The sequence below is a fragment of the Thiomonas sp. DCM-2 genome, from assembly GCF_056820905.1.
The window spans coordinates 1,020,090-1,032,142 of record NZ_CM165962.1; the positions used below are offsets into that span (position 1 = coordinate 1,020,090).

Annotated in this window: 12 protein-coding genes; 11 read left to right on the plus strand and 1 reads right to left on the minus strand. The window is 62.9% G+C overall.

Features of this window, described 5'->3' with window-relative positions; all coding sequences use genetic code 11:
• Nucleotide 1: 1 nt before the first annotated feature.
• The 9 genes from nuoH (at nt 2) to AC1ZQA_RS05000 (ending at nt 8,537) form a co-directional block, all read left to right on the plus strand.
• Nucleotides 2-1,063, plus strand: coding sequence for an NADH-quinone oxidoreductase subunit NuoH (gene nuoH / locus AC1ZQA_RS04960; RefSeq protein ID WP_482678709.1), 1,062 nt, complete (start codon nt 2-4; stop codon nt 1,061-1,063).
• 9 nt (nt 1,064-1,072) lie between these two features.
• Nucleotides 1,073-1,561, plus strand: coding sequence for an NADH-quinone oxidoreductase subunit NuoI (gene nuoI, locus AC1ZQA_RS04965; RefSeq protein ID WP_482678710.1), 489 nt, complete (start codon nt 1,073-1,075; stop codon nt 1,559-1,561).
• Between the two features lie 94 nt (nt 1,562-1,655).
• Entirely contained in the window at nt 1,656-2,285 is a 630-nt protein-coding gene (locus AC1ZQA_RS04970; RefSeq protein ID WP_482678711.1) for an NADH-quinone oxidoreductase subunit J, read from the plus strand.
• Nucleotides 2,286-2,288: 3 nt separating this feature from the next.
• The gene (gene nuoK, locus AC1ZQA_RS04975; RefSeq protein ID WP_482678712.1) at nt 2,289-2,603 is read left to right on the plus strand and encodes an NADH-quinone/ubiquinone oxidoreductase subunit 4L family protein; all 315 of its coding nucleotides are present in this window, start codon (nt 2,289-2,291) and stop codon (nt 2,601-2,603) included.
• Between the two features lie 3 nt (nt 2,604-2,606).
• Nucleotides 2,607-4,628 carry an NADH-quinone oxidoreductase subunit L gene (nuoL, locus tag AC1ZQA_RS04980; protein WP_482678713.1) on the plus strand — a complete coding sequence of 674 codons (2,022 nt, stop codon included), beginning with the start codon at nt 2,607-2,609 and terminating at the stop codon, nt 4,626-4,628.
• A gap of 20 nt (nt 4,629-4,648) precedes the next feature.
• Nucleotides 4,649-6,133: an NADH-quinone oxidoreductase subunit M gene (locus tag AC1ZQA_RS04985; RefSeq protein ID WP_482678714.1), complete on the plus strand. Its 1,485-nt coding sequence runs from the start codon at nt 4,649-4,651 to the stop codon at nt 6,131-6,133.
• 11 nt (nt 6,134-6,144) lie between these two features.
• Entirely contained in the window at nt 6,145-7,611 is a 1,467-nt protein-coding gene (nuoN, locus tag AC1ZQA_RS04990) for an NADH-quinone oxidoreductase subunit NuoN (protein ID WP_482678715.1), read from the plus strand.
• A gap of 12 nt (nt 7,612-7,623) precedes the next feature.
• On the plus strand, nt 7,624-7,941 hold the full coding sequence (locus AC1ZQA_RS04995; protein WP_482678716.1) for a DUF2818 family protein: 318 nt from the start codon (nt 7,624-7,626) through the stop codon (nt 7,939-7,941).
• Nucleotides 7,938-8,537 (plus strand): NUDIX domain-containing protein, encoded by a 600-nt coding sequence (locus AC1ZQA_RS05000; RefSeq protein WP_482678717.1) that lies wholly within the window; start codon nt 7,938-7,940, stop codon nt 8,535-8,537. The genes AC1ZQA_RS04995 and AC1ZQA_RS05000 overlap by 4 nt, the downstream gene beginning before the upstream one ends.
• A 9-nt stretch (nt 8,538-8,546) precedes the next feature.
• Here AC1ZQA_RS05000 and AC1ZQA_RS05005 read toward each other — a convergent pair whose 3' ends face one another.
• A complete protein-coding gene (locus AC1ZQA_RS05005) occupies nt 8,547-9,611 on the minus strand; it encodes a glycosyltransferase family 4 protein (protein ID WP_482678718.1) in 1,065 nt (354 codons plus the stop codon).
• Nucleotides 9,612-9,722: 111 nt separating this feature from the next.
• Between AC1ZQA_RS05005 and AC1ZQA_RS05010 the strand changes: the two genes are divergently transcribed.
• Nucleotides 9,723-10,991 carry a lipoprotein-releasing ABC transporter permease subunit gene (locus AC1ZQA_RS05010; protein WP_482678719.1) on the plus strand — a complete coding sequence of 423 codons (1,269 nt, stop codon included), beginning with the start codon at nt 9,723-9,725 and terminating at the stop codon, nt 10,989-10,991.
• A 20-nt stretch (nt 10,992-11,011) separates the two neighbouring features.
• The gene (locus AC1ZQA_RS05015) at nt 11,012-12,028 is read left to right on the plus strand and encodes a hypothetical protein (protein WP_482678720.1); all 1,017 of its coding nucleotides are present in this window, start codon (nt 11,012-11,014) and stop codon (nt 12,026-12,028) included.
• Nucleotides 12,029-12,053 lie beyond the last annotated feature (25 nt).

Here is a 12,053-nt window from a genome sequence, read left to right on the forward strand (position 1 = left end):
CATGCTCGAATCCTTCAACCAAGGCGGTCTGTCCCTGCTCGGCCCCATCGCCTGGCCGATTGTCTGGAACCTGATCAAGATCGTTGTGATCGTCGCGCCGCTGATGGGCGCTGTCGCCTACCTGACCCTGTGGGAGCGCAAGCTGATCGGCTGGATTCAGATCCGCATCGGCCCCAATCGCGTCGGTCCCTACGGTCTGCTGCAGCCCGTCGCCGACGGCCTCAAGCTGCTGCTCAAGGAAATCGTCATTCCCTTCCGCTCGAACAAGCGCCTGTTCCTGCTCGGGCCGGTGATGACCATCATGCCGGCACTGGCGGCCTGGGCCGTCATCCCGTTCGGCCCGGATGTCGCGCTGGCCAATGTCAACGCAGGGCTGCTCTTGCTGCTGGCGCTGACCTCCCTGGAGGTCTACGGCGTCATCATTGCCGGCTGGGCGTCGAACTCCAAGTATGCTTTTCTGGGCGCCATGCGGGCGTCCGCGCAGATGGTGAGCTACGAAATCGCGATGGGCTTTGCCATGGTCATCGTGCTCATGGTCTCCGGCAGTCTGAACTTGACCGAGATCGTGACGGGGCAGACCAAGGGTCTGTTTGCCGGCATGGGGCTGAATTTCCTGTCCTGGAACTGGCTGCCGCTGCTGCCCATCTTCGTGGTGTATTTCATTGCGGGTGTGGCAGAGACCAATCGCGCTCCGTTCGACGTGGTCGAGGGTGAGTCGGAAATCGTCGCCGGCCACATGGTCGAGTATTCGGGCATGGCCTTCGCCATGTTCTTCCTGGCCGAATACGCCAACATGATCCTCATTTCCATCCTGACCACCGTGATGTTCCTCGGGGGCTGGGATGCGCCGGTGGCCTTCCTGGGCTTCATTCCGGGCTGGATCTGGCTGGGCATCAAGACCTTCCTCGTCGTCAGCATGTTCCTCTGGCTGCGGGCCACCTTCCCGCGCTACCGTTACGACCAGATCATGCGCCTGGGATGGAAGATTTTTATTCCCGTCACCCTCATCTGGCTGGTCGTGGTGGCGGCGTGGATGCAAACCCCCTGGAACATCTGGAAGTGAGACACGACCATGGCCGCTTTGCGTGACACATTCAACAGCTTCTTCCTCGTCGAGCTTTTCAAAGGGCTGGCGCTGACGGGCAAGTACGCCTTCAAGAGCAAGATCACGGTGCAGTACCCCGAAGAGAAAACGCCGCTGTCGCCGCGGTTTCGCGGGCTGCATGCGCTGCGCCGCTATCCCAATGGAGAAGAACGCTGCATCGCCTGCAAGCTGTGCGAGGCCGTGTGCCCGGCGCTGGCCATCACCATCGAATCGGAACAGCGCGACGATGGCACGCGCCGCACCACCCGCTACGACATCGACCTGACCAAGTGCATCTTCTGCGGCCTGTGCGAAGAAAGCTGCCCGGTGGATTCGATCGTCGAGACGCCCATTTTCGAGTACCACGGCGAAAAGCGCGGAGATCTCTACTTCACCAAGGAAATGCTGCTGGCCGTGGGCGATCGCTACGAAAAGCAAATCGCCGCCACCAAGGAGGCCGACGCCCCATACCGCTGATCGCCTCGAGCCTGCTCGCGGTGCAGCAGGCCCGACGTTCTTCCCTCTGTTTCGATGCCGACGGCTCCGCCTCGGTCTGGCCTTCGTTGTGACCATGGACGTTCAAACCATCCTGTTCTACCTGTTCTCCGCCGTGCTGCTGTTCGCCGCGCTGCGGGTGATCACGGCGCGCAACCCGGTGCACTCGGCGCTTTTTCTGGTGCTGGCGTTTTTCCAGATGTCGGCCATCTGGCTGCTGCTCCGGGCTGAATTTCTCGCCATCGTGCTGGTTCTGGTGTACGTGGGGGCGGTGATGGTGCTGTTCCTGTTCGTGGTGATGATGCTCGACATCAATCTCGACACGATACGCAAGGGATTCTGGCGTTATTTCCCGGTGGCCGCGCTGGTGGGCGTGCTCATCGTGCTGGAAATGGCCGCCGTGCTGATGCAGGGTTTCCAGATCGGCGGCATGACACGCGCCGCGCAGGTCGGCGCAGCCGCATCGGCCGACAACCCACTCACTCACCTGTCCAACACCCGGGCGCTGGGCGTGGTGCTGTATTCACAATACCTGTTCGCCGTGGAGATTGCAGCGGTCATCCTGCTGGTGGCCATCATTGCCGCCATTGCGCTGACCCTGCGCAAGCGCAAGGACGCGCGGCACATGCCGGCCTCCGAACAGATCAAGGCCCGCCGCGAAGACCGCGTGCGGCTGGTATCCATGCCCGCCCAACCCAAGGACTAAGCCATGCTCGGTTCACTCACCCTGGCGCATTACCTGGTGCTCGGCGCCATTCTGTTCGCCATCTCGGTGGTCGGCATTTTCCTCAACCGCCGCAACCTCATCGTCATCCTGATGGCCATCGAGCTGATGCTGCTGGCGGTCAACCTCAACTTCATCGCCTTTTCGCACTACCTGCAGGACTTCGCTGGTCAGGTGTTCGTGTTCTTCATTCTGACGGTTGCCGCGGCCGAGTCGGCCATCGGCCTGGCCATCCTGGTCGTGCTGTTCCGCAACCTCAACACCATTGACGTCGAGGATCTCGACCAACTCAAGGGCTGATCGATGCAAGCCACGCTGAACCCCAACTTGCTGCTGGTCATCGCACTGGCTCCTCTCGTCTCGTCCATCATCGTCGGTCTGTTCGGACGCAGCATCGGCCGGTCCGCGTCCCACTGGCTGACCACACTGTCGGTCGGCCTGTCATTTGTGCTGTCGCTTGTGGTGCTGAACGACGTGATCAACGGCGCCCGTTTCAACGCCACCATCTACGACTGGATGGTGGTGGGCAAGCTGCACATGGAAGTCGGCTTCATGATCGATGGCCTGTCTGCCTTGATGATGACGGTGGTGACTTTCGTGTCGTTCATGGTGCACATCTACACCATCGGCTACATGGCCGACGATGACGGTTATCAGCGCTTCTTCAGCTACATCTCGCTGTTCACCTTTTCCATGCTGATGCTGGTGATGAGCAACAACATGCTCCAGCTGTTTTTCGGCTGGGAGGCGGTGGGCCTGGTGTCGTATCTGCTGATCGGTTTCTGGTTCACCCGGCCCACGGCGGTGTTTGCCAACATGAAGGCCTTCATCGTCAACCGTGTGGGTGATTTCGGCTTCATTCTGGGCATCGGTCTGCTGGCTGCCTATACCGGCAGCCTGAACTACACGGAGATCTTTGCCAAAGGTCCGGAACTGGCCCTTCTGCATCTGCCAGGCACCGACTGGATGCTGGTCACTGCGGCCTGCATTTCCCTGTTCATTGGCGCGATGGGCAAGAGCGCGCAATTCCCGCTGCATGTCTGGCTGCCCGATTCGATGGAAGGCCCTACGCCCATTTCCGCGCTGATCCACGCCGCCACCATGGTGACCGCCGGCATTTTCATGGTGGCGCGCATGTCGCCGCTGTTCGAACTGTCGAACACCGCGCTGTCCTTCATCCTGGTCATTGGTGCCATCACTGCGCTGTTCATGGGTTTCCTCGGGGTGATCCAGAACGACATCAAGCGCGTCATCGCCTATTCCACCCTGTCGCAACTCGGCTACATGACCGTGGCGCTGGGCGCTTCGGCGTATTCGGTGGCGATCTTTCACCTGATGACCCACGCCTTCTTCAAGGCGCTGCTGTTTCTCGGCGCCGGTTCGGTGATCCTGGGCATGCACCACGATCAGGACATTCGCCACATGGGCGGCCTGCGCAAATACATGCCCATCACCTGGATCACCTTCCTCATCGGCACTCTGGCGCTGACCGGCACGCCGTTGTTCTCGGGCTTTTACTCGAAGGACAGCATCATCGAGGCGGTGCACGCCAGCGATCTGCCGGGTTCGGGCTTCGCCTATTTCGCCGTGGTGGCCAGTGTGTTCGTCACCGCGCTCTACAGCTTCCGCCTGTATTTCCTGGTGTTTCACGGCAAGGAGCGTTTCCGGGACGTGGCGCAAGCGCACGGCCATGGGCATGACGATCACGGCCATCATGGCGGCGAGCCTCACGAGTCGCCCTGGGTGGTGACCTTTCCGCTCATCATGCTGGCCATTCCATCGGCGGTGGCGGGCTACTTCCTGATCCAGCCCTTGCTGTACGGCCACTTCTTTCAGGGCGCGATTTTTGTCAATGCTGCAGCCCATCCGGCCATGAGCGATCTGGCCGAGCACTTCCACGGGGCACTGGCCATGACGCTGCACGGGTTCACCTCCTTGCCGCTGTGGCTGGCGGTCGCCGGGTTTGCCACCGCGTACTACGCCTACATGATCAACCTCAATTTCCCGCGCACGGTGCAGCGCGCGCTGGGACCGATCTACACCATCCTCGACCACAAGTACTACTTCGACTGGTTCAACGAGCATGTGCTGTCCGCCGCTGCACGCCTGCTGGGCAAGGGACTGTGGAAAGGCGGCGACGTCGGGCTCATCGACGGCCTGCTGGTCAACGGCTCGGCGCGCGCTGTTGGCTGGACTGCACGCCTGGTGCGTCTGCTGCAGACCGGCTACATCTACTACTACGCCCTGGCGATGATTGCCGGTGTGGTGGTCTTCATGGGCTACTTTGTTCCGGGCAAGCTGTTGTCCGGCTGGTTCATCAGATAACAGCCAAGCGCGATACAAGAATGCAATCTCTTCCACTGCTCAGTCTGTCCATCTGGATTCCCATCGCCTTTGGTGTGGTGCTGCTGTTCGTCCAGGGCGAACATCGCGCCGGTGCCGCGCGCTGGCTCGCGTTGATCGGCGCGCTGATTTCCTTCCTGATCACCCTGCCGTTGATCAGCGGGTTCGATGGTGCGCAGGCCGGCATGCAGTTCGTTGAATCCGTGCCCTGGATCCGACCGTTCAACATCAACTATGCCCTGGGCATCGACGGCGTTTCGCTCTGGTTCGTGCCCTTGACCGCCTTGATGACGGTGATCGTCGTGATCAGCGCCTGGGAGGTGATCAAGGACCGCGCCAATCTCTATCTCGGTGCCTTCCTCATTCTGTCCGGACTGATGATCGGCGTGTTTGCGGCCACCGACGCCCTGCTGTTCTATGTATTCTTCGAGGCCACGCTGATCCCGATGTACCTCATCATCGGCATCTGGGGTGGGCCGCGCCGCGTCTATGCCGCATTCAAGTTCTTTCTCTACACCTTGCTGGGCTCGCTGCTCATGCTGGTGGCGCTGATCTATCTCTATCTGCAGTCGGGTGGCAGCTTCGACATTGCCAACTGGTATCACGTCCCGCTGTCGATGACCGCACAGGTCTTCATCTTCATCGCGTTCTTCTTCGCCTTTGCGGTGAAGATCCCGATGTGGCCGGTGCACACCTGGCTGCCGGATGCGCACGTCGAAGCGCCCACGGGCGGCTCGGTCATTCTGGCAGCGATCATGCTCAAGCTCGGCGCCTACGGCTTCATCCGCTTTTCTCTGCCCATGCTGCCCGACGCCAGCCACGCGCTGGCGCCGGTGATGATCGCGCTGTCGCTGATCGCGGTCATCTACATCGGCTTTGTCGCTCTGGTGCAGGCCGACATGAAAAAGCTCGTGGCCTACTCGTCGATTGCGCACATGGGTTTTGTCACCCTGGGTTTTTTCCTGTTCTCCGACCTGGGAGTGCAGGGCGGCTTGGTGCAGATGATCTCGCACGGCTTCATTTCCGGCGCCATGTTCCTGACCATCGGGGTGCTGTATGACCGCATGCACACCCGTGAGATTGCCGACTATGGCGGGGTCGCCAACACCATGCCCAAGTTCGCCGCGCTGGCTGTGCTGTTCGGCATGGCCAATGCAGGTCTGCCCGGCACCAGCGGTTTTGTCGGGGAGTGGATGGTGATTCTGGCTGCGGTGAAATTCAATTTCTGGATTGGGCTGCTCGCTGCCACCACCTTGATCCTCGCCGCCAGCTATACCCTGTGGATGATCAAGCGGGTGTATTTCGGCCCGATCGGCAATGCCCATGTCGCTGCCCTGAAGGACATCGGCGCGCGCGAGTTCTTCATGCTGGCCGTCCTGGTGGGAGCAGTCCTCTGGATGGGCGTGTATCCCAAATTCTTCACCGACCCAATGCAGGCCTCGGTGCAACATTTGCTGCAGTTTGCGGCGTCTTCCAAATTGCAGTGACAACAACCGCCATGAACTGGATCGCCATTTATCCGGAAATCTTCCTGCTCGTGCTGGCCTGCGTGGTCATGCTCGTTGACCTGTGCGTCAAAGACACGCGGCACCGCGTGAGTTACTGGATCACCCTGGTCGGTCTGGCTGCTCTGGGCGTGCTGTGCGGCCTGTACTACGCCTCGGGCATGCAGCAGCTGGCCATGGCGCGGGCACTGATCGTCGATCCGATGGCCATGCTGCTCAAGCTGTTCACCGTGATCGCCACCGCCGTCACCCTGGTCTATTCGCGCCGCTACGCCCTGGATCGTGGCATGTGGGGCGGTGAGCTGTTCAGCCTCGTGTTGCTGTCGCTGCTCGGGCAGTTCATCATGATCTCGGGCAACAATCTGCTGACCATTTATCTGGGGCTGGAGTTGCTTTCGCTCGCGCTCTACGCGCTGGTCGCACTGCGCCGTGACCATACCCAGTCCACCGAAGCAGCGATGAAGTATTTCGTCCTCGGTGCGCTGGCATCGGGCTTTCTGCTCTACGGCATGTCCATGCTGTACGGCGCCACCGGATCGCTCGATCTGGTGACCATCTTCCGCATGATCGCGGTCGAGCCGATCAACCGCGCGGTGCTGGTGCTTGGCGTGGTGTTCATCGTCGCCGGTCTGGCGTTCAAGCTCGGTGCGGTGCCGTTCCACATGTGGATTCCCGACGTCTATCAGGGGGCGCCCACTGCCGTGGTGCTGATGGTGGGGGCGGCGCCCAAACTGGCGGCCTTCGCCATGGCCATCCGTCTGCTGGTGGAGGGCATGTTCCCGCTGGCGATGGACTGGCAGGGCATGCTGGTGGTGCTGGCGGTGCTGTCCATCGGCCTGGGCAATCTGGCAGCCATTGCGCAGACCAATCTAAAGCGCATGCTGGCCTATTCGACCATTGCGCAGGTCGGCTTCGTGCTGCTTGCGCTGCTGTCGGGCATGCTCAACGGCAACGGGCTGTCGGCATCCACCGCTTACAGCGGCGCGATGTTCTACATGGTCATCTATGTGCTGACCACCCTGGGCACCTTCGGCGTCATTCTGCTGCTGGCACGCGAAGGCTTCGAGGCCGAGGACATTCGCGACTTCGCTGGGCTTGCCAAGACAGACCCCTGGATGGCAGGTGTCATGACCTTTCTCTTATTCTCACTGGCTGGCATTCCGCCCTTCGCCGGCTTTTATGCCAAGCTCGAAGTGCTCACCATTCTGTTGAACACCGGGCGGGTCTGGCTGGTGGTATACGCGGTGATTCTGTCGGTCATCGGGGCGTTCTATTACATCCGCATGGTCAAGGTCATGTATTTCGATGCGCCCACGGCGCTGTCGGCCAGTCGTGCTGCGGGCGCGGGTGGTGCACGTGCGCTGCTCTCGCTCAATGGACTGGCCGTTCTGGCGCTCGGATTGATGCCCGGTGGACTGATGACCCTGTGTTATCAGGCCATTGCCAATACCCTGCATTGAAAGGAATTTGTCGTGCAAACTTCCGCCGTCTGGCTGGTCATCGTGCTGGCATTCGTTGCCGCCAATCTGCCGTTTGTGTCCAACCGGTTTTTTCTCGTGTTCCCGCTGAAAAAGACGCCCAAGTCGATCTGGCTGCGACTGGCTGAACTGCTGATCCTGTTCTTCGTCGTCGGCTTCATCGGCCGTGCGCTGGAGGCGCGGATCGGGCAGAACTATCCGCAGCAATGGGAGTTCTACGCCGTATCGCTCGCCATGTTCCTGGTGCTTGCCTTTCCGGGCTATGTGCTGCGCTACATGGTCAAGCGCCACCCGGCTCCGAGTCGCGCATGAGCAGCGATCCGGCGCGCGTGCCGCAGGCAGCGGCCTTGCGCGAGCACACGCTCGACAGCGAGATGGTGTTTCGCGGGACCTTTCTCAACATCTCGCGCGATCTGGTGCGGCTGGCCAATGGCGCGCAGGTGACGCGCGAGTACATCCGTCATTCCGGTGCGGTGATGATCATTCCCCTGCTGGACAACGGCAATGTGCTGATGGAGCGCCAGTTCCGCACGCCGATGCAGCGGGTGATGGTGGAGTTTCCTGCGGGCAAGCTCGATGCCGGCGAGGGCTGGCTGGCCTGCGCGCAGCGCGAACTGCGCGAGGAAACTGGCTACAGCGCCAGGCAATGGGCCTACATCGGCCCGATCAACAACGCCATTTCCTATTCCGATGAAACCATCCACCTCGCTTTCGCGCGCGGTCTGGTCGCGGGGGCGCAGTCGCTCGACGACAACGAGTTGCTCGATGTGTTCGAGGCCAACCCGCGCGACACCCTGAACTGGGTGCGCAATGGCCAGATCACCGACGTCAAGACCGTGATCGGCGCCTTCTGGCTGGAAAAACTGCTGGACGGCGCCTGGAGCTTCGACTGGCAGGACGTGGCTTGACGCAGCGCTTCAAATGCGTCGCTGCACCAGCAGGCGATAGGCCAGCAGATAGAGAGTGACGAAGGCCACGCAGCACAGCATGAGCATCGGCGTGCTGCTCCACCACAGCATCGCCGGCCCCACACTGAACGCGGCGACCGCCCAGAGATAGGGCGAAGTGGCGGCGTTGCGCCGCTGCCGTGGGTCGGGGTGGTCGTCATGGTCGAGCAGGCGGGTCAGCCGCCAGTACACCAGATGATGCAGATGCAGCGTGTCGGGCGCGGTGCCGGCGCGCTGCCGAAACTTGCGCCGCCACAGCGAATACAACAATTCCCACACTGGATACATCAGCACCATCAGCGCGAACCAGGGCGAGACGGCCGGGTTGCGCGCAACCAGCAGCACGCTCAGCAGCGCCATCCAGAAGCCGAGCAGATAGGCGCCGGTATCGCCCAAAAAAATCTGCCCGCGCGGCCAGTTCCAGAACAGAAAGCCCAGCAGCGCCCCGATCGCGGCGAGGCTGAGTGCCATGATCTGCACATCGCTGACCTTGAACGCCACATAACCGATGGCGCCGAAAATCATGAAGCTCACCATCCCCGCCAGGCCGTTGTAGCCGTCGATCATGTTGACTGCATGCGGCATGGCGCCGATGGCCACCAGTGCAATCAGCCACCCCAGAACTGGCCAGGTCTGCAGCCACGCATCGACCGGCCACAGGCCGATGCGATGCACGCTGGCGCCCAGCAGCCAGACCGCCAGTGCGGCCGCAAGCACGGTGGCCAACGCCCGCCACAACGGCGGCACATGCCGCCGCAGATCTTCGATGATGCCGGCCAGCAGCACGGGCAGACTGGCAACGGCCAGCAGCCCGGTATCGGGCGCGGTGACATAGGACAGGTGCATCAGCCACAGAATGCCAAGCATCATGCCCAGCGCCATCGCAAAGCCGCCGGTGCGCGGGGTCGGGTGGCGGTGCCATTTCTGCACACCGGCGGTTTCGTCCAGGCCGAAGTGCTTGCGCCGCCCCAGCACGATGAGCGCAGCGCATCCGAGCCAGCAGAGCAGGGCAGACAGGGCGGTGGCGTGGAGCATGGAGAACGCGTGAACCGAGTGAGGCTGCAATTGTGCCTTGCGCAAGCGGCGCAGCCCGGTTTTGCCCGAGGCCACGGCGCTTGCTTGCGGCCTCACCTACACTGCTTGCCCATGTCCACATTCTTTTCCTGGCCCTTCGAACTGCTCATCGGCTGGCGCTATACCCGCAGCGGGCGGCGCAGCCGGCGCAATGGCTTCATCTCGTTCATCTCGGCCGTGTCGGTCGGCGGCATTGCGCTCGGGGTGGCTGCGCTGATCGTGGTCATTTCGGTGATGAACGGGTTTCAGAAGGAAGTGCGCGACCGCATGCTCAATGTCATTCCGCACATCCAGATCTTCAATGTCAACGGCCAGGCGCTGCCCGACTGGCGCCGGGTCGCGCAGCAGGTGCAGCGCAATCCGGCGGTCACCGGCGTGGCGCCGTTCGTGCAGGGCCAGGCGCTCGTGGCGCAGGGCAGCCAGTTGCAGGGCGTGCTGGTCTGGGGCGTGGAGCCGGGCGAAGAAACCCGGGTCTCGCAGATTCCCGAGCACATGGTGGCGGGGAGTCTTTCCGTGCTCAAGCCAGGGGACTTCGGCGTGGTGCTCGGCAATGAACTGGCCAACGCGCTCGGGGTGACGCTGGGCGACCAGATCACCATGGTCGTGCCCAGCGGTTCGATCACCCCGGCAGGCATGATTCCGCGCCTGCGCACCCTGCGGGTGGTCGGCATTTTCGATGTCGGGCATTACGAATACGACAGCACGCTGGCGCTGGTCAATCTGCAAGATGCCAGCGCGCTGTTCCGCACCGGCGGCCCGACCGGACTGCGGGTGCAGACGCGCAACATGAACGACGCGCCGCAGATTGCGCAAGACCTGCAGCGCGTGCTGCCGCCCAGCCTCGTGGCGCAGCCGTGGACCGAGCAGAACCGCACCTGGTTCGAAGCCGTGGTGATCGAAAAGCGCATGATGTTCATCATCCTGACCATGATCGTCGCGGTGGCGGCGTTCAATCTGGTCTCCACCCTGGTGATGACCGTCACTGACAAGTTGGCCGACATCGCCATCCTGCGCACCCAGGGCGCAAGCCCCGGCTCGATCATGTCCATCTTTCTGCTGCAGGGGGCGGTCACCGGCTTTCTCGGCACCTTCGCCGGGGTGGCGCTGGGCTGTCTGATCGCGTTCAACCTCGACCCCATTGTGTCGTTTCTCGAAGCCGTGCTGCACACCCAGTTCCTGCCGCGCAGCGTGTACCTGATCCACACCATGCCCAGCGACCCGCGTTTCTCCGACATCGCCACCATCACCATCGCTTCGCTGGTGCTCTCGCTGCTGGCCACGCTCTACCCCAGCTGGAGCGCATCGCGGGTGCAGCCAGCGCAGGCGCTGCGCTACGAGTAGAGCTTTCCATCGTTTCCGCCATGCATCAGCTGCTGCTGTTCGATCTGCCGACCACCTCGCCCGCATTTGCCCAGTTCCTCGCGCAGCCCGCGCTGCCGGCGACCGCGGCGCTGTGTCGCCAGGCCGTGGTGCTGGAGCAGGAAGCGCCGCGCGAGGATGCGCAGGCCGCCTGGCTGACCCCGGCGGAACGCTGGCTGCTGCACGCCCTGCACCTGGAGGGCGCCGAGGCTGAGCAGGCGCCCTGGGCGCGGCTGGCCGCGTTGGCCGATGGCGTGGCGGGTGGGCTTCCCGCAGACCAGCCGCTCGGGTTGCTGACTCCGGCGCACCTGAGGCTGGGGCGCGACAGCCTGACGCTTGCCGACCCCAACGCACTCGCGCTTTCAGCTGCCAATGCACAGCAGCTGTTCGACGCGGTCGCGCCGCTGTTTGCCGAGGCCGGCTGGACGTTGCGGCTGGTCGCCCCGCAGCGCTGGTATGCGGCGCATCCCAGCCTGGCCGAGGTGGTGACCGCAGGCGTGGCGCGGGCGCAGGGACGCAGCGTGGCCGCATGGATGCCCGGTGGCCCGGCGGCGCGCCCGTGGCGGCAATTGCTCACCCAGGTACAGATGACTTGGCAGCACCACGCGGTCAACGAGGCGCGGGCGCAGCAGGGACTGCCCGATGTCAACACCCTGTGGATCCACGGCTGCGGCGCGTTGCCGTCCGGCTGGCGCAGCCCGCTGCGCCTGATGGACGCGGACGAGGCAGTCAGCGATCCCATGCTCGCTGCCGCGCTGCGTGGGCTGGCGCAAGCCGAAGCGTCCGCAACGCTGCAACTGTTCGACGCCCGCCGCTTCCTGCGCGACGACCCGGCCCAAGGCGCGCAGCAACTCGATGCCGCGCTGTCTGCCGCGATCGCCCGGGCGGTGCGGCAGCACGGCGCGATGCAGCTCACCCTCGCCGGGGAGTTCGGCTGGCGCACCGTGCAGATCCGCCGCCAGAAGGACTGGATGTTCTGGCGGCGAACCGCATTTCCAGCCCTTTTTCAAGGGCTGTAGGACGCGGATCGGGGCGCTCTTCGGC